The 18,208-nt window shown below is 33.4% G+C and carries 14 protein-coding genes; 9 read left to right on the top strand and 5 right to left on the bottom strand.

What is annotated here, in order from left to right:
• Positions 1–180: 180 nt before the first annotated feature.
• The 3 genes from EDD66_RS12385 to EDD66_RS12375 all read right to left on the bottom strand — a co-directional run bounded on the left by EDD66_RS12385 (position 181) and on the right by EDD66_RS12375 (position 4,430).
• Positions 181–1,080, bottom strand: a complete 900-nt coding sequence (locus EDD66_RS12385) for a metallophosphoesterase (RefSeq protein WP_123609906.1) — start codon at positions 1,078–1,080, stop codon at positions 181–183.
• A gap of 200 nt (positions 1,081–1,280) precedes the next feature.
• Entirely contained in the window at positions 1,281–2,315 is a 1,035-nt protein-coding gene (locus EDD66_RS12380; protein WP_123609905.1) for a DUF4474 domain-containing protein, read from the bottom strand.
• Between the two features lie 96 nt (positions 2,316–2,411).
• On the bottom strand, positions 2,412–4,430 hold the full coding sequence (locus EDD66_RS12375; protein ID WP_123609904.1) for a methyl-accepting chemotaxis protein: 2,019 nt from the start codon (positions 4,428–4,430) through the stop codon (positions 2,412–2,414).
• A gap of 254 nt (positions 4,431–4,684) precedes the next feature.
• Between EDD66_RS12375 and EDD66_RS12370 the strand changes: the two genes are divergently transcribed.
• The 4 genes from EDD66_RS12370 to EDD66_RS12355 are packed head-to-tail and all read left to right on the top strand — an operon-like array spanning position 4,685 to position 11,236.
• Positions 4,685–7,381 carry a GH36-type glycosyl hydrolase domain-containing protein gene (locus tag EDD66_RS12370; protein ID WP_123609903.1) on the top strand — a complete coding sequence of 899 codons (2,697 nt, stop codon included), beginning with the start codon at positions 4,685–4,687 and terminating at the stop codon, positions 7,379–7,381.
• A gap of 27 nt (positions 7,382–7,408) precedes the next feature.
• A complete protein-coding gene (locus EDD66_RS12365) occupies positions 7,409–7,819 on the top strand; it encodes a cupin domain-containing protein (protein ID WP_123609902.1) in 411 nt (136 codons plus the stop codon).
• Between the two features lie 56 nt (positions 7,820–7,875).
• Complete coding sequence (locus EDD66_RS12360) at positions 7,876–9,684, top strand: cache domain-containing sensor histidine kinase (RefSeq protein WP_123609901.1); 1,809 nt, start codon at positions 7,876–7,878, stop codon at positions 9,682–9,684.
• Positions 9,656–11,236: a response regulator transcription factor gene (locus EDD66_RS12355; RefSeq protein ID WP_123609900.1), complete on the top strand. Its 1,581-nt coding sequence runs from the start codon at positions 9,656–9,658 to the stop codon at positions 11,234–11,236. Before EDD66_RS12360 ends, EDD66_RS12355 begins: the two co-directional genes overlap by 29 nt.
• Positions 11,237–11,295: 59 nt before the next feature.
• Here EDD66_RS12355 and EDD66_RS12350 read toward each other — a convergent pair whose 3' ends face one another.
• Entirely contained in the window at positions 11,296–11,736 is a 441-nt protein-coding gene (locus EDD66_RS12350; protein WP_123609899.1) for a hypothetical protein, read from the bottom strand.
• 365 nt (positions 11,737–12,101) lie between these two features.
• Between EDD66_RS12350 and EDD66_RS12345 the strand changes: the two genes are divergently transcribed.
• The 5 genes from EDD66_RS12345 to trxA all read left to right on the top strand — a co-directional run bounded on the left by EDD66_RS12345 (position 12,102) and on the right by trxA (position 17,253).
• Positions 12,102–13,454: an ABC transporter substrate-binding protein gene (locus EDD66_RS12345; RefSeq protein ID WP_243115350.1), complete on the top strand. Its 1,353-nt coding sequence runs from the start codon at positions 12,102–12,104 to the stop codon at positions 13,452–13,454.
• Positions 13,455–13,620: 166 nt separating this feature from the next.
• On the top strand, positions 13,621–14,514 hold the full coding sequence (locus tag EDD66_RS12340; protein ID WP_123609898.1) for a carbohydrate ABC transporter permease: 894 nt from the start codon (positions 13,621–13,623) through the stop codon (positions 14,512–14,514).
• 12 nt (positions 14,515–14,526) lie between these two features.
• The gene (locus EDD66_RS12335) at positions 14,527–15,357 is read left to right on the top strand and encodes a carbohydrate ABC transporter permease (RefSeq protein WP_123609897.1); all 831 of its coding nucleotides are present in this window, start codon (positions 14,527–14,529) and stop codon (positions 15,355–15,357) included.
• A 320-nt stretch (positions 15,358–15,677) separates the two neighbouring features.
• The gene (locus EDD66_RS12330) at positions 15,678–16,784 is read left to right on the top strand and encodes a GerMN domain-containing protein (RefSeq protein ID WP_123609896.1); all 1,107 of its coding nucleotides are present in this window, start codon (positions 15,678–15,680) and stop codon (positions 16,782–16,784) included.
• Positions 16,785–16,923: 139 nt separating this feature from the next.
• Positions 16,924–17,253, top strand: coding sequence for a thioredoxin (gene trxA / locus EDD66_RS12325; RefSeq protein WP_330511159.1), 330 nt, complete (start codon positions 16,924–16,926; stop codon positions 17,251–17,253).
• A 115-nt stretch (positions 17,254–17,368) separates the two neighbouring features.
• On the opposite strand, the gene EDD66_RS12320 is transcribed toward trxA, so the two are convergent.
• Positions 17,369–18,046, bottom strand: coding sequence for a Crp/Fnr family transcriptional regulator (locus EDD66_RS12320; RefSeq protein WP_123609894.1), 678 nt, complete (start codon positions 18,044–18,046; stop codon positions 17,369–17,371).
• Between the last annotated feature and the right edge of the window lie 162 nt (positions 18,047–18,208).

Below are 18,208 nucleotides of genomic sequence, written 5' to 3'. Positions count from 1 at the left end.
TAATAATTTAATTGAGCCAATCTCACTGTGAGGTTCTGTTTGAGCATAGCGAGTTGGCCTCACGGTGAGATGAATTAAGCAATTAAATTATTATTAGAAACACTCGTATCCTTAACTAACACAAAACCTAAAGGGAGTCCTTCTATTCTTCTATATCCATAATAGCAAAGCGTCTGTTTGTTAATTTAGATTCTCAAAATAATCTTTTAAGAGAACAGGTCCTTCCAGAACTTCTTTATCTACATAGAGAGTTCGGTCTTCCCTGGTTTTTACAGCCCATTTTACGAGAGCAATGGAACCATTCCAGATTTCTATTGCAGTAATGCAACGAGGATGTACGCAACTTCCATCATTAAAATAAAGAGTCTCTCCTACTTGTGGAAATGCCGGTCTATGAGTATGACCTGCAATTAGCATTTGATTATTCTTATCTACCCAGTGCATCATACGAAGCTCGGTTTTATGTTTTTTGGAATAATTTTTTGCTGAGCTGGTTGGGTCCTGGAAGCCGATTAATTCCAGACGCCGCCAAAGAAATCGCACTAAAAATCTGGATAATCGCCAAAGAGTATCGTTAAGTAAATCCCCCTGATGTCCATGTACAAGGAAAATTTGATAATTTTTTCTGTAGTTTTTTAAAATAATACCTTCGTGAACTTCTATATCAGGAAAAAGATAGCATTCCATTTGCTCTGTTTCATTAAAATAGGAAGAGCAATGATAACTTAAGTATTTTGAATATTTTTTAGCCATGTCATGATTTCCATAGAGCATATACAGTCTGTTCTCCTTATAAAATTGCGACATAAGCCAAAATGAATCACTATGTACTGAGACAATTTGATTCAATTTCCGGTTCTCCCATAATTCATCTCCATCGCCTAATTCTATATAAGTATAGTTGTTTTCATAATAATAAGTAAGAGCTGCAAAAAATAAATTCTGGTTCTTTAAAAAGTTATCACTCCATGTTCCATCGCCTCTATGACAATCACTCATTAATACAAATCTGGAATTATCATCAAAATATAAAATCTTTGCAGAGGATAGTACTTGAGATAATCGTTTGGATACTGACATAATGCTCCTTTCTTATTTAGAAATAAAGGTGCCTTTTATATTAATATATTCTTATGTTTGATATATGGGAAATATAAAAAAGAAATTATTGGAATTATATTTCAAATTGCAGAAAATACTTACTATAATGTATGAAAGAGTATGGAAAATTGCGGCCTATTAATAAGACCTCTATGGTATTACCATAAAGGTCCCGCCTTTTAAATATTAAGGTTATCATCTTCATCTTCGTCTTCATCTTCGATTGCAATTCTATTGAAAAATGCTTTGATACGGTCATAATCTTTATAGAATTCCTTGGTTTTTCCGATACTAAGAGCATGACGGTATAGAAATGGTGAATAGACTCTTAGATATTGTAATTTATCTAAAGTATTATCATATTTTCTGGTTATGAATTTATAAAAACTACAATAAAACTTATTATTGCCTAATATAAATTTTTGCATCAATTTAGTACGTGTATATGGTTGTTTGGTTTTTGGCTTATCAAATATGATATAAACAGTGTAATGTTTTATAAATACATTTTCATAGGAATAACCTGTTTCGAATAGGGCATCTACAAAAGCATCTCTCATTGCTGTGTTTGGAAATGAAATACGGATTTCCATCAAAAGAGATTTTGGATTTGTGTATTCACCAAGTTTAAAACCAGTTAACCACCAATGCAGCCCCTCTCGATAGAATAAGAGATTATTGTCTTTTTTTAAAGAAAAAGACATCACTAATCGTTCTTCATCGCTTACACTATCATACATTGTATCATTGAAAAAATCAGGGAAATCAGTTTCTAAATTTGTGGTAGCATATACACCTACTTCTGCACCAGTGGTCATTCCGTACTGACCTTTCCAAAATTCAATCAGCCATTTTCTTCCATTGTATTCAAATCGAATGGGTTCACAATCAATTATCATACTTAGCGGAGCAGCAGCTTCATCATAGAATCTACAATAACCCATATTTCTTTGCCAGCAGTACATAAGAGAATAGAAGAGATCATTTTTATAATTATAGGAAAACCCGAAAGGTTCTAATTCACTGTTTAAGGTTTCAACCTGAGCATTTCTATCAGTAGTTTCCGGTACCATTTGGCGTAAAAGCTTACGTCTAAAAACTCTAAATAACAACACCCCTAATATGATATAAACAGCATGAAGCAGTATAAAGAGACTTAAATTTATTTGCAGCACGCCGGTAATGATACTAGGACTTATTAAATACACTATCATGAATAGAACTCCTTTCCGATGATGATACAATATATCATATTCAAAAAGGAGTCGATTTGTTATAGATTTTTCAGATATTTTGTAGTTTTTAAAGTATTACAGAAGAAATGCCTGAATTGAGGTATTTAATGTGTTCATTGAGTCACTTAATTCTTTTGATAAAGCCGACAGATCTTTTATGACATCAAGCTGTTCGTTGCTTAAGTCTTTTACCTGTTCTGCTGAGGCAGCAGTTTCTTCCGTAAGAGCAGCAATATTTAAGATTTTTTCAGAGGTTTTGTTTTTTAAAGATTGCATGCCCTGTAACTGCAAATTAATATCGTTTAAATTTGTATCTACAGTTAATAAGTTATGGACAAGCTCCCTAAAAGTTTCATCTGCATTCTTTACGGAAGTTTCCTGAGTGCTAAATATGAGGGTGGACTTTTCTATGAAAGTAAAAGTATCGTTCGTCTTTTGTTCCATTTTTAATAAATTGTCTCGGACAATATTTGTTGAATTCTTTGATTGTTCAGATAGATTTCTGATTTCTTCTGCCACAACGGCAAATCCCTTGCCTGCTTCTCCAGCTCTGGCGGCTTCAATACTTGCGTTTAAGGATAGAAGATTGGTTTGTTCGCTAATATCATCCAGTAATTTCATAAGTGAATCCACATTTTTATTAAATATGCTAAGTTCATTCATACTTTTTCTGATTTCTTCTACAACTTTAAGAGAGGATGCCATGGAATCATTTAAAGAATCCATGGATTTTGTGGCAGTATGAATCATTTCCTTTGAACCCTCATTGCTTTTGGCAATGTTTTTGCTTGTCATAAGTAGTTTACCAATTTCATCTGACAGATCAGACATAGCCTGAGAACCTTCTGTCGCATCTTCTGCCTGATTGTTTGTACCTTCTGCAATTCCTTCAATAGAAAAAGAAAGCTGGTCAAAAGAAGCTACGGAATTGGTAGCCGCGGCAGTCAATTTTTCAGTATCCATAATTGTATGATGAATTACATCTTTCGTTTCCCTGAGTAGGGCACATATATTATCAAACATATGGTTAAAGCTTTGGCACAGTCTTGTAATTTCGTTCTGCCCTCTTACCTTTGCACGTACCGTCATATCTCCATTTTCTGCTTTTTTCATTAAGTCCATTAATAATATGATTGGATTAGCGAAGCTATTTGCAACATATCTGCCAACTATGATAGCCAGTATTCCTGCAAGGAAAATGAGAAGCCATATTAGAAATGTTGCAAAATCAAGCTGTTTTGTCAGAGAACTAAGTGGTATTAATGAAATTAAGCTCCAGCCATTGTTAAGATTGTAGTAAGTTACCATTTGATCATTGGAAGAAAAAGAACCCGTGGATTCCTTTTTATTTATTGTGTCCCACACCTGGGATAAAACAGATTTATGAACATTTCCTTTGGTATGTACCTGAGTATCTTTATCAGATAGTAATGACAAAGAAGAAGAATCTGGCAATTCAATTCCATCAAGTATTGTTTTTAAATTATCAGTATTCAGCTCTACTACCAGATTGCAGGATTGTTTCTCATTATCAACTAAAAAGGTGAGCTGCTGCAATATATATACTTTTTCTGACTCTGATCCCAAGCCAGAAGTCCATGTATATTTGTCAGTGATATTTAAAGAATTTACAAAAACCAAATCCTCTTTAGGGATGGAAGTACCATTCCCTAGAATGACACCGTCCCGAAATATCAAAGAAATATTGGACATGGTAGAGTCTAAACTTTCTGTATATATTATTTTATCCTTAATTTCTTTCTCAGCTTTCATCTTTTTCATTAAATCAGTGGAATAGAAATTAGATAATAGATTGCTCTGTATAAGGTCTGTAACAGTAAATTTTGTTAAGCTTTTTTCTGTCTGATCAATGTAATGAGTGACGTTGATACCAGCCTGATTCATAATTTGAACGGTTAACTGATTGCTGGTATCCCGCAAAGTATCTTTCGATATTTTAGTGGATAAGATATTTACAATAATTAGTGGAACAATTGCAAATAAGATACATATAATGATTAGTTGTGTTTTAATTGATTTAAAGTGTTTCGCATGTTCAGCAGTTTTAATTTTTTTTGTATGCTTCCTATACATAGAAATACCTCCTTAGTGAAATCCCTCTTTTGTACCCCTGGATAAGTGAAACTAAAGTCAGATGTGACTCAAATCTGAGATAGGTTACACTCGATTCCATATTCTAACATGAACTTATTTTCTTGAGAAGAAAGAAAAGGGAATGTGTAAAAATAATGCACCAAATAATAAAAATTTTGTGTTTTATATCATGTATTCTTTTTTTATAATACAATAGAGAAAGTTTAAATTTTAGTATAACAAGGAGAAATGACATGAACGGATATAAGTATTTAGATAAAAAAGGTACATTCCAAATGGAAAATCCTGAATTAACAAGTTATTTATATTTTCCAATCGCCAATGAAGCGGGTGTAATGAGTAGTGTAACGCCATCTCTTGGAGGGGATTCTAAAATGGGACAAAATGCATTTTTACTTTCCCCGGTAAGCAGTGAAGACTTACATAATAATAAAGCATCTAGAAATTTCTGGTGTAATATTAGTGGGAAAGGGTTATGGTCTGCAACAGGAAAATCAGCGGGCCAGCAGGCTGATCTTTTTACGGATGCTAAAGAAGAAACCATATTAGAAGCAGGAATAATGTGGCACAAGTTACTAAGAAAATCCAGGAAATTTGGAATCACATCAGAGATAACATCCCTTGTACCTTATTCAGGCGAATTATTGGAAATAATGGTTGTAACTCTTAAAAACACAGGAGCGGCAGATTTAGAAATAATTCCAACAGCAGCCATTCCACTTTATGGCAGATCTGCGGATAATATAAGGGATCATAGACATGTTACTTCCCTCCTTCACCGGATCGTGACAACAAAAACAGGGGTAGTTTTAAATCCCACACTTACTTTCGATGAAAGAGGGCATCAAAAGAATACCTGTGTATATGGAGTATTTGGAGTGGAAGAAAATGGGGGTGAACCTGAAGGATTCTATCCTACAGTAGAGGAATTCATCGGTGAGGGAGGATCTTTTGAGAATCCTAAAGCTTTGACAGATACAAATATACAGTCACAGAAAGCAGGATTTAGCATTGACGGTTATGAAGCAATTGGTGGAATTCAATTTAAGAAGATACTATTAGCTCCAAAAGAAGAGAAAACATATATTATCTGCATGGGATATGATAAGGGGCAGGAAGAATTAGAAAATGCAGTTTCAATGTATTCTTCCAAAGAAACGTGTGTCACTGCTTTAGAAGAAACAAAAAAATACTGGCAGGATAAAATTAATGTATCATATTCCTCCGGCTGTAAAGACTTTGATACCTGGATGTACTGGGTTAATTTTCAACCAATGCTTCGAAGGATCTATGGATGTTCCTTCCTGCCTCATCATGATTATGGGAAAGGAGGACGGGGATGGAGAGATCTGTGGCAGGATTGTCTGGCCTTACTTATTATGAATCCGGATGGAGTAAGGAATATGTTAATTGATAATTTTGCAGGTGTTCGAATGGATGGAACCAATGCAACAATTATAGGTTCAAAACAGGGAGAATTTATAGCAGATCGCAACAATATTACCCGAGTATGGATGGATCATGGAGTATGGCCATTCTTAACCACGAATCTTTATATAATGCAGAGTGGAGACATTGATATCCTGCTAAAAGAAAATACATATTTTAAAGACCCTCAGGCAGTAAGAGGGGAAGAAAAAGATACTTTATGGGATACCGCCTATGGAAAACAATTAAAAACTGAGTCAGGAGAAATATATCAAGGTTCCATATTAGAGCATATGCTGGTTCAGCACTTAACAGCATTCTATGATGTAGGGGAGCATAATCATATACGTTTGCGGGGTGCAGATTGGAATGATGCTCTTGATCTGGCAGATAAGCGTGGTGAAAGTGTTGCATTTACAGCTATTTATGGCGGAAATTTAGAAAATATGGCAAAATTGATTCTTCTTTTAGAAGGTAAAGGTATAAAAGAACTAGGATTTGCAAAAGAACTTGAAATACTTCTTAGTGATGACAATAATCTATATAATGATGTTCAGAAAAAACAGGAACTTCTAAATAGATACTGTCATGAAGGCATTCATAATATCAGTGGTGATAAGATATTCATATCCTGCAGAGAACTGGCAGAAAACTTACTAAATAAAGCGGAATGGATTAAGGACCATATCAGAGAAACAGAGTGGATCACAGGTGAAAGAGGTCATTCCTGGTATAATGGCTATTACGATAATAATGGAAGAAGAGTTGAGGGAGATAATGATAACGGAGTCCGAATGATGCTGACCAGTCAGGTCTTTACCATTATGTCCGAGACAGCAACCATGAAACAGGTTGAGGATATTGTAAAAGCTGCAGATGAATATTTGTATAATGAATCTATTGGCGGCTATAAGTTAAATACAAATTTTAAAGAAGTCAAAATGGACCTTGGAAGAATGTTTGGATTTGCATATGGCCAGAAGGAAAATGGAGCAGTATTTTCCCATATGGCAGTTATGTATGCCAATGCTTTGTATCAAAGGGGATTTGTGCAGGAAGGCTATAAGGTAATTCATAGTCTTTACTCTCATTGCAGTAATTTTGAGAAGAGTAAGATATATCCCGGCATTCCCGAATATATAGGAGAAAATGGAAGAGGATTATATCATTATCTTACAGGAGCAGCAAGCTGGTTATTACTAACGGTATTAACAGAGATGTATGGTGTGAAAGGGGAACTGGGAGAACTCTTATTTGAGCCAAAACTTTTGTTAAGCCAGTTTGACAGTAACTCAAAAGCGGGTGTGGATTGTGTATTTGCAGACAGGAAACTAACAATTGAATATTATAATAAGAATCAAAAAGAGTATGGTGAGTACAAGATCACAAGTATAGCAATAGATGGAAAACCATATGAATCTGTCCGGGAAATGGTTTTAAGAGATGATATTATCAGGCTGGATGCAAAAAAGACACACAAGATTGATATTGTTCTGGAATAATATAAGATCAGTTAAGGAGGGATAATTTTGAATAATGAATATATTGATATTACCGCTTATGAGGGAGAAGGTTATAAGCCGATGATCGATTATGGCTCATGGCGTGTGGCAATACTTAGATATTGCGAGGAACTGGAGATACAGAACTTAAAAACAATGCAAAAGCATAATGAAACAGATGAAGTTTTTGTTCTGATAGAGGGGAACTGTACTCTGTTTGCAGGTGGAAAGGGAGACGCAGTGGGAGAAATTGATGGAGTCAAAATGGAACCGGGAAAGCTTTATAATGTAAAAAGAGGGGTGTGGCATACTCATACTTTAGACAAAGATGGCATGGTACTTATTGTAGAGAATAAAGATACCGGCGACTGTAATTCACCAGTAAAGAGTATGAATGAAGAACAATTGGAGCAGCTATACAAAGTATATGGACTATAGTATAATTTGGATATATAAGATGGAGCCGGGAAACTGGTAATACGGAGGAGACAGGAATGATCATAGTGAAAGACTTTCTAAAAAGGTTAAAAATCAGAACAAGGATTATTCTTGTATATATCTCCGTATTAATTTTATCCATTATTTTAACTTTTGGGGTCTTTACTATCATTAATGAGAAGAAAGTAGAACAAGAAGTTGGGGAAGCAGCTATGCAGACCGTGAATGCATTAAAAGGGAACCTTAGTTTTATTTTTGAAAATGTGAGCCAGTTTTCAGATTTAATTTATTTTGATAAGAATGTTCAAAAAGCTTTAACAAAGATTAAATCAGATAGCATTGACCCTGCGGTTCATCAAACTATGCAAAAGAGTTTAGTAAACATGCTATTATCCGGAGATTATATATCCAGTGTGTTTGTATTTGATAGTTTTAATAATTATTATTCTTCCTATAAAACAGGACCAATTTTTGTAAATAAAGAAAAAGTCAATCAAACGGATTGGTACCGGAAGATGAAGAATGCGGGAGGGGATGTCTTGTTCATCCACCAAAGTGAAGAGGTATTATCTTTTCCAACGAAAAAAGATAAAAATTATATCTCTTTGGTTCGGGAAATTTCAGATGTGGATACTTACGAACCTTTGGCAGCATTAATGATTAATGTGGATGAAATTACAATTCAGAATTATTTTGATGAAGTAGGTAAGAAGTATAATTCACAATTTTGCATTGTTGACTCCAATAACAGGTATATCATTAAACCATCCGGTTATAAAAAAGAAATGGATCAGTACATATTAGATGGAAAATATTCGAAAAAAGGATATCATATGGTTGCTTCTTCCAGCAATAAGATGATTGTAGCCAGACAGGATTTGGGAATAGAAGACTGGAAATTAGTAGGGGCTATACCATTGAGCTCCAATACCTTTTCTGTTGGCAAATATTTTAGTTCATGGATTATTCTGATCATTATATTAAATTTGATCTTTATATTTGCTTGTTCTGTAGTATTAACCAAGTTGATCTTCAATCCTCTTAATAAAGTTCAAAAACATATGAAATTAGTGGAAGATGGCAGATTAATAAAACTTTCCATAGATACAGAGCATCCGGATGAAATAAATGACTTAAAAAAAGTATTTAATCAAATGATTGTATCCATTATAGAATTAATAAGTAAAGTAAAGGCAGAAGAAAAAATCATAGCGAAAAATGAATTGGATATCATTCAGGCACAGATCAATCCTCATTTTTTATATAATACTCTTGATGCGGTTTCCGCTCTGGCTTTGATAGAGGACCACAAGAACTGTCTTAAGATGACCCAGGCCTTAGGTAATTTCTATCGAAACAGTTTGAACAGCGGACAGGATCTTATAACCGTCAAGGACGAAATTGCCTGCATTGAAAGTTATATTACCATTTTAAATATCCGTTATGATAATAAGATTATTATGAAGTATGATATCGAAGAAAGAATTAAAGAATATAAGATTCTTAAATTAATCTTACAACCAATCATTGAAAATGCTGCACATCATGGAATTCGTGATAAAAAGGGCAAAGGAAAGATTGGAGTGAAAGGATATCAGGATGAAGATGAAATCATATTTATTGTAACAGATGATGGTTCAGGAATGACGGATGATCGCGTAGAAGAAATTCTAGAAGGGAAAACTCAAAAAGAAAAATCAGGATTTGGATTATATAGTTCAATTCAGCGAATCTCTCTCTTTTATGATATTAAAAAACCACTTACAATAACCAGTGAAATTGGTAGTGGAACAGAAATTACAATACGTGTAAAAGTGATCGAAGGGGTGAGTGGAAATGAAAACGAGAGTATTATTAGTAGATGATGAGAAATTAGAACGGGTGTTAATCCGGAAAGGATATCCATGGGAAGAAAATGGATTTGAAATAATAGGGGAAGCAAGCAGTGGAGAAGAAGCACTTGAATTCTTCGATATAAAAGAACCGGATATTGTACTTACTGATATCAATATGCCATTTATGGATGGACTGGTCCTGACTGAGAAAATCAGACAACGTTCCGAAAAATGCCGTGTGGTTATTATCACAGGATATCGTGAGTTTGATTATGCAAGGCGGGCATGCCAGCTGGGTGTGAAAGATTTCATTTTAAAACCAGTAAATATTAATGAAATTGCTACCATTATTGAAAATATAAAAGAAGAATTGAAATTAGAAGAAGGCCATCATGAAGAATATAAGAAGCTAAAAGAAACAGCAGCTGAAAATCAGGATATTGTAATAGAGAGCTTTTTACAGCGCTTGGTAGAAAATCGTATTGAAGAAGAGGTAGCAAAATATAAATTATCCATGTATGATTTTGAAGATTTGCAAAAAAGATGTATCTGCATTAACATCAGTCCCCTTGTAAAGGATAAAGCAAATGAAGAAGAAACATTAGAATACAGCAAAAAGATTTTACAGATGATTCAGGACAAATACAAACAATCTGTGAGCTTTATTCATTATTTGTGTAATATCATACTATATCTATATGGCGACGAGGCAGATCATGGATATGATATTGCAAAAGAAATCAAGGATAGGATTAATAATGAAATTAAAATTGATGTGGATATGGGCATCAGCCTAATTGAAAATGGGTTTCATGGGATAGCAAAAGCTTACAGGCAATCAGTGAAAGCTATTAGTGCAAGTGTAATTATTGGGCGTAATTGCTGCATTACATATAAGGAATACGCTGAAATAAAGAAAGATGATGGAGGAAAAATAGACATTAACTGGAAGGACTTTGAGTTTAATGTTGAGAACTGCTTGGAAGCAAAAGTGGAAGAATATATTAATGAATACACCAATGTTATTAAGAATGCAGGAGTTACAGACACCGGATATTTAAAATTAATGGCAATGAATATGCTTTCAAAAGCAGCCACAGTACTGACAAAGCATGGGAAAAGCCTTGGTCAGCTTGTAGGTGAAGAATATTTATATGAAGAAGTTTCAAAGATTGAAACAGTTTCGGAAATGAATCTTTGCCTGAAAAAGATAATTAAACCTATTTTAGAATACAGTGACAGTATGAGAACAAGGAAAAGCAATAAATTAATTGATCAGGCTCTTGAATATATTGAAAAACATCTTTATGAACAAACACTTACACTAAAGACTATCGCGGGTAAAGTATTTGTAAATGAAAGTTATTTAAGCCGTATATTTAAACAGGAGATGGGAGAGAGCCTTATTGAATATATCACGAGAAAACGAATCGAACAAAGTATAATTCTTCTTAATACAACAGATTTAAAGGCGTATGAGATCGCTGAACAAATTGGAATAAGTGACCCTCACTATTTTAGTATCTGTTTTAAAAAGCAAGTGGGAGTCACAATAAAAGAATATAAAAAGCCTAAATTTTAATATAGTTCAGCCATGCAGGGTCGCGAATTCGAGCTTTATGGCTGAACTATAACTATAATTTAGGCTTTCTTAAACTTATTATATATTAATAGAACTATATTTGCCGGGAAAAGGCGCTGCTCTAACAAGATGAGGAAGGATAATAGTGCTTCGATTAATCCAATGATAAAATATAAAATATGTAAAATACCAATTGCCCAGAGCATGATGCATTGTACAACAATCCAAATTATTAAAGCCCAGCTGAAGATACTGCTAATATATCCCTGGTACTTTAATTTATAGCGAAATAATATGGCGCTAAGTATATTTCCCAGTCCAATTACAGTAAATAAAATAAGTCCTGGTATAAAGAAATTATCAAATGGTGAATTCTTTAAATATTGGGTAGACATGCCCATTGGTTCATTCGGGTTTAGTATAGCACCCAGGCCGCCAGCAATGGCTCCGACCCCTACAAAAGCATGTATGACTGGTAATATGCGATAGATTTTGTTCATAAAAATCCTCCATTCCTGCAAATATGTTTAGTAGTATTATCTTATAATAATTGTAGTTCATAAAGTTGAATGTTACATTATTTTTAGACATAATTATACCATTATTTACTATACAGTGTAAATATAGATAACGTGTCTAATTCATTATTTTTTATTATTGTAATACCAGGTAAAAATAGTTACCTTTTAGTTAAAAATATTAAATTGAGTAAATACCATATATTTTGTATACTGGTTTCAACATAGAAAGCATGCTTATGTTGTGTTACAAGTCTTGTAGCAAAAATGGAAGAAACTCTATATGAGGATTTCTTCAAAATTATAATATGATTCAATTTAAAATTGAATAATGTGGAGGGAATATTATGAAAAAAGTTTCTAAAAAACTGATTGCTTTATTATTAGTAGGTGTACTGACAATGAGTATGGCAGCTTGTGGGAACAAAGAAAAAGAAGCAGCTACAAATGATACGACGAATGAAGCTGCTACAGATGACGCAGCAAAGACAGAAGACGATGCAGCAGAAGCTGTTACATTAAATGTATGGCACCAATGGTCAAATGACACAAATGAATTGAAAAAAATCTATGATCAGGCAGTTGCTGATTACATAGCAGAGAATCCTAATGTAACAATTAATACGCAAACTCTTGATACAGAAGCATATAAAACTAAAATTTCAGCTGAATTTGCAGGGAATGCAAGTGGTATTGATGTTTTCTATTACTGGGGAGCTGGTATGGCAAAAAAACTTGTAAATGCTGATAAATTACTTCCTTTAGATGATTATCTTACAGATGATGTTAAAGCAAAAATTTTGCCAGGTTCTACTTCAGCATTTGAATATGGCGGAAAAACATATTCTGTACCGATGTTTTCATGGTTTATGACTCTTTATGCTAACAAAGAATTATTTGAAAAAGCAGGAGCTGCATTACCTACTACATATGACGAATTATTAGATGCTTGTAAGAAACTTTCAGCACTTGATGGAGTAACTCCAATTGCAGCTGGTGCAAAAGACGGCTGGAATGCAGCATTTATCTATCAGGCTTTAGCACTTAGAGAAGTTGGTGGAAGCAATATTAATGCAATGTTAAGTGGTGAAAAACCATTTGAAGACCAAGGATATACAGATGCTGCGAATAAGGTGGTAGAACTTTATAATGCAGGTGCATTTGGCAAGAACCCATTAGAAACCGGTAATGATGATGCAAACTCTTCATTTATCAGCGGCAATGCAGCAATGAGAATTATGGGCAGCTGGTTTGCGAACCAGGTTTATACAGATGCAACAGCAACAATCAATCCTGAAAATGTAGTTGCATTAAAGATTCCTATGATTCCTGGTAAAGGCAATGAAACAGATTATGCCGGTGGATTTATTGAATCTTTCTGGGTTAATAAAAATACAAAATATGCAGATGAAGCAGCTAAATTCGCTATCTATATTAATGAAAAAATGGGTAAAGCAGCTTATGAAACAGGAACAGGATTCTGTGGATGGGATGTTGAACTTGATGAAAGTAAATTAAATCCTTTATTTGTACAAATCAAAGGATTACTAGGTGAAAGCGTAGAAGGTGTTTTAGCATGGGATACTTCTCTTGAATCTAACCCAGCTACAATTCATAATGAACAAGTACAGACTTTATTTGCTCCAAATGCAGATGTAGATGCATTTATAGAAGAACATAAAGGGGCAATTAATCAGTAAAAATAAAAGTTCGCACTTTTAATGTATAAGGGGTTATCACTTAGAGTATTTAAAAGTGATAATCCTTTATCATTTGTGAAGGTGTAAAGCAACGACGACTTTAAGGGTATCTTTTGTCTGACAAACACCCTTGACTAATCAATTGACAATATAGGAGGGGAAATCTATGGATAAAATGTTAGGTAAGAAACGTTATATTGCTATATTCGTCCTGCCGGCATTATTACTATTTTTATGTTTTGTTGTGGCACCACTTTTTGTCACAGGTATCTATAGCTTGTTTGAATATGACGGAATAGGTACAATGAAGTTTTTAGGAATGGATAATTATATTGAATTATTTACAAAGGACAGATATTTTCCAAAAGCACTTATAAATTCTTTTGTATTAGCTGGGGCATCTATATTTATTCAGCTTCCACTATCATTACTTCTTGCTATTGTACTTGCAAGAGGAGTAAAAGGTGAGAAATTTTTTCGAACTGTCTATTTTGTTCCAGTAGTTATCTCAAGCATGGTTATTGGACAATTGTGGATGAAAATCTTTAACAGCCAATATGGATTGATCAATATATTCATTCGTTTCTTTGGGGATAAAAATTATGAGTTTTCATGGTTATCGACTCCTTCAACGGCATTTATAAGTACAGTGATTCCTGCTGTTTGGCAATATATCGGATATCACATGCTGATTTTTTATGCTGGTATTAAATCAATCTCAACAGATTATTATGAAGCAGCCAGGATCGATGGAGCTTCTAAAACTCAGGTATCCCTAAAGATTACATTGCCATTATTGGCTCCAGTAATTAAAACTTGTTTATTATTCTCTTTAACCGGATCTTTTAGGGCATTTGATTTGATTTATGTTATGACAGGTGGTGGACCAAATCACGCAAGTGAGGTTCCTGGTACATTAATGTACAACAGTCTATTCCGCCGGGGGCTCTATGGATACGGCAGTGCAGAGGCTTTCTTTATTGTAATTGAATGTTTACTGTTTAGTTTTGTAATAAGGAAAATATTTAAGAAATCAGAAGAAAATGCTTCGGCGATATAGGAGGATATTCATATGAAAACCAAGAGAATAAAGAAAAGAATATTATTAATAATATTAATAATAATAGCTCTGACTCAGCTGTTTCCACTTTACTGGCTGATTACATTTTCCTTAAAAAGCAATATTGAAATCTTTGGGGATAATGTAATTGGTCTACCAAAAGATTGGAGATGGATTAATTATAAAACTGCATTATCAGATGGAGGAATTTTAAGATATTTCTTAAATTCAACATTCTATTCTGTAGTAACGGTAGGAGTCACTGGATTATTTACAGCAATGGCAGGGTATGCAATCGCCAGAATGAAATGGAAATTAAGTAATGTTACATATGGTTTTTTTACCCTTGGTATTATGATACCGACTCAGGCAGCATTATTACCTCTCTTTCAAGTCCTTGATAAGATGGGGTTAAAGGGTGGGTATCTTGGATTATTAATTCCTTATATCTCATTTGCAATCCCCATGAGTATTATGATTCTGGTAGGCTTTTACAGGGGAATCCCAAAAGAAATTGAGGAAGCAGCATATATTGATGGTAGTGGGGTCTTCAGGTGTTTTGCTACAATCATCTTACCAATTATCAAACCGGCATTGGCAACCGCATCTATTTTTACATTCTTAGGAACTTGGAATGAATTAATGTTTGCTAATACTCTGGTAGACAGTTCTGATTTTAGAACACTGCCGGTAGGTATCATGTCATTTTCGGGACAGTATTCAACTGACTGGGGGCTCATTGGTGCAGCTATGGTTATTGCCACATTACCTACTATTATAGTATATTTCTTTTTAAGCAATCAGGTTCAGGAAAGTCTTGTTGCCGGTGCAGTAAAAGGATAGTTTCTGTAAAAATGGGAAAAGATAAACCAATAATTCCAATCCTTTAAAAATTTTTGGCTATATACAATTAATATATAATATTAGAAACTATATATTTCTAGATATTTTTGATCCAATCATTGTAATAATGGGAATCTCTTCATTATTTACATATGGAAAATTTCTAGAAGTATATAGTTTCTTTTCTATAATTAAGAATTTTTTAAATATAAGTATTTCTTATTAAAAAAAAGGATTTTACCCCTTGGTATGGAATTATATAAGAAAGGGAAGTATAAGTATAACGTTAAGACTGAATACAGGAGAAAGGCGGGTTTGCTATGAAAAAATTTTTATTGGTACTAAGCCTGACAGTATGTGCCACATTTTTGTTTAGCTGTGGAAAACAAAAAGAAGAAAATCTTAGTGGAAATACCCAGAATGCGGGTAATACAAAAGATGATGATGTGAATTCTGAGGATGAGACGAAAGAAGAATTACAAAATGAAATTCGAAAGATAAGTGATTATTTTCCATTCCTATCTGATACAAAATATATATATGAAGGGGAAGGAAATGAATACGCCTCTTATTATCTTGTAACAGATTATATAGATGACAATCGGATTCAACAAAGAAGTAATAATAGTGGTACTGAGACAGTAAAAATTATTGAGAATAAAGATGGTAATCTTAATTTATTACTGGCTCAGGGTGAAACTTATTATAGAGAAAATCTACTTAAGGTAAGCAATGACAATCCTGAGATTCTTTTAAAAGAACCCCTAAAAGAAGGTACTCAGTGGACATTATCAGATAATCGTAAAAGATATATTTCCAAAGAAGATGTAACTGTAGACACACCAACAGGTACGTATAAAGCTCTTGAAGTTGCAACACAAGGAGATAATGATATTATATATGATTATTATGCACCTGGAGTGGGACTTGTGAAATCCGTTTTTCGTTCCGAAGGATTAGAAGTAACTTCAGTCCTAAGTAAAATTGAGAAAAATGTGCCATTTACCCAGACAGTAAGATTTTATTTCCCGGATGTGGCCAATGACAAAATCTACTATGTCAATCGAGACTTAAATTTTAATACAAATGATATTACAAAATCAATTTTTGAAAAGAATTATAAAGAGTTTTCAGAAGATAATTTTGATAAAGTATTTGGTCCGAACGTAAAAATAAAAAGCTTATATTTAAATAAAGATAATAAAGTCTATGTTGATTTCTCAAAAGAGTTGGAATCTGAAATGAATGCTGGTTCTGGATATGAAGCCATGATCCTGCAATGTATTACCAATACACTTGGAGGATATTATGGTGTACAGGATGTATATATTACTGTAGAAGGAGAGCCATATTCATCAGGCCATATTGTTATGGAAAAAGGAGAATCATTTACAGTAGACTATAACAATACAATTGAATATAAATAATAGTAAAGGGTTTTTGCAACAGTAGAATATTGTGATATGCAAAAACCCTTTTCCTAAAGAAAAATGAATTGTATTGTGATTAAGTTACAGATATATTTTCTAAAAAGAGTATAATTATAGGTAGAATCAAGAAAACAAAATGGAAAGGAGAATATGTATGAGTGTATTAACTATAACGAAAGAAAATTTTGAATCAGAGGTTTTAAAATCAAAAAAACCTGTTTTATTGGATTTTTGGGCAACCTGGTGTGGACCATGCAGAATGGTATCCCCGGTTGTTGATGAAATTGCAGGGGAAATGCATGATATTAAAGTTGGTAAAATTAATGTAGATGAGCAGCATGAGCTTGCCGCAAAATTTAAAGTAATGAGCATACCAACATTAGTAGTCATGAAGGAAGGAAAAGTAGTCCAAAGTTCAGTAGGTGCAAAACCAAAAGCTTCTATTTTGGATATGCTGAATGCCTGATTTTTACATTCAACAGGATTAAAATAAACTATATATTCTCACCTTTTTTATTATCTTCTAAAAGTGGTGAGATATATAGTTTATTTTTATGCAAACGTGAAGTTTTCAGTTCATTCTACTCGGTTAGTTTGCGCAGTTTCTTTTTATCGGTCACCTTAACGATTCCTCTGGAGAGTTCAACGATTCCTTCATTTGAAAAATATTTGAGCATACGGGAGACTACCTCTCTGGCAGAACCCATGTATTTGGCAATTTGTTCATGGGTAAGTGTTAAAATATCATTCCCATTCCTTGAAATTTCATCTAACAAAAAGATGGCAAGGCGTTTATCAAAACTCATAAATAATATCTGTTCCATAGACCACATAACATCTGAAAATCGTTCCACTGTTACTTTGTTTGAGAAATTTTCAGCATAAATGTTATGGTTACATATTTTTTGGAATACAGTAGCATTTACAATAATAATTTCTGTATCTACTTCTGCATCAATATGTACATCAAAAGTAATATTCCTTAAGATACAGGAGGCAGAAAGAATACAGATATCTTCTTCTTTTAAACGGTATAGTGTAATTTCACGTCCATCTTCTGAAAGTATGTAGGTTCGAAGCCCGCCATTTTTTATAATAAGAACTCCTAAACAATCCCTGCCTCCACTATAGATATTGTCTCCTCGCTTGTAATGAAGGAGAGTAGAATTATTTATAATAAGTTCCTGTTCTGATAAACTTAATTTATCCCAGAAATTAAAGGCTTTATATAAAACAGCCTTATTAGCATCACTGATCATTTTTTACCTCCAATTAATCATATAAAATATTATAGCATAATTATATGTATATTTGTTCATTTATATCAATATAGTGGGTAATAATCATATTTGCCTGCGTATAGGACTTGACACAGGAGAGAAAATAATATAATGTCATTATATAGTATAAAATAACTTTTA

The sequence above is a fragment of the Mobilisporobacter senegalensis genome (genome assembly GCF_003752155.1).
Classification (GTDB): Bacteria; Bacillota; Clostridia; order Lachnospirales; family Lachnospiraceae; genus Mobilisporobacter; species Mobilisporobacter senegalensis.
This window is presented reverse-complemented; position numbering and strand designations above follow the sequence as displayed.

Bases quoted from the DNA above. Each gene is read 5' to 3' on its own strand.
- EDD66_RS12385 (WP_123609906.1), bottom strand. From the start codon at position 1,080: ATGTCAGTATCCAAACGATTATCTCAAGTACTATCCTCTGCAAAGATT.
- EDD66_RS12380 (WP_123609905.1), bottom strand. From the start codon at position 2,315: ATGATAGTGTATTTAATAAGTCCTAGTATCATTACCGGCGTGCTGCAA.
- EDD66_RS12375 (WP_123609904.1), bottom strand. From the start codon at position 4,430: ATGTATAGGAAGCATACAAAAAAAATTAAAACTGCTGAACATGCGAAA.
- EDD66_RS12370 (WP_123609903.1), top strand. From the start codon at position 4,685: ATGAACGGATATAAGTATTTAGATAAAAAAGGTACATTCCAAATGGAA.
- EDD66_RS12360 (WP_123609901.1), top strand. From the start codon at position 7,876: ATGATCATAGTGAAAGACTTTCTAAAAAGGTTAAAAATCAGAACAAGG.
- EDD66_RS12355 (WP_123609900.1), top strand. From the start codon at position 9,656: ATGAAAACGAGAGTATTATTAGTAGATGATGAGAAATTAGAACGGGTG.
- EDD66_RS12350 (WP_123609899.1), bottom strand. From the start codon at position 11,736: ATGAACAAAATCTATCGCATATTACCAGTCATACATGCTTTTGTAGGG.
- EDD66_RS12345 (WP_243115350.1), top strand. From the start codon at position 12,102: ATGAAAAAAGTTTCTAAAAAACTGATTGCTTTATTATTAGTAGGTGTA.
- EDD66_RS12340 (WP_123609898.1), top strand. From the start codon at position 13,621: ATGGATAAAATGTTAGGTAAGAAACGTTATATTGCTATATTCGTCCTG.
- EDD66_RS12335 (WP_123609897.1), top strand. From the start codon at position 14,527: ATGAAAACCAAGAGAATAAAGAAAAGAATATTATTAATAATATTAATA.
- EDD66_RS12330 (WP_123609896.1), top strand. From the start codon at position 15,678: ATGAAAAAATTTTTATTGGTACTAAGCCTGACAGTATGTGCCACATTT.
- trxA (WP_330511159.1), top strand. From the start codon at position 16,924: ATGGAAAGGAGAATATGTATGAGTGTATTAACTATAACGAAAGAAAAT.
- EDD66_RS12320 (WP_123609894.1), bottom strand. From the start codon at position 18,046: ATGATCAGTGATGCTAATAAGGCTGTTTTATATAAAGCCTTTAATTTC.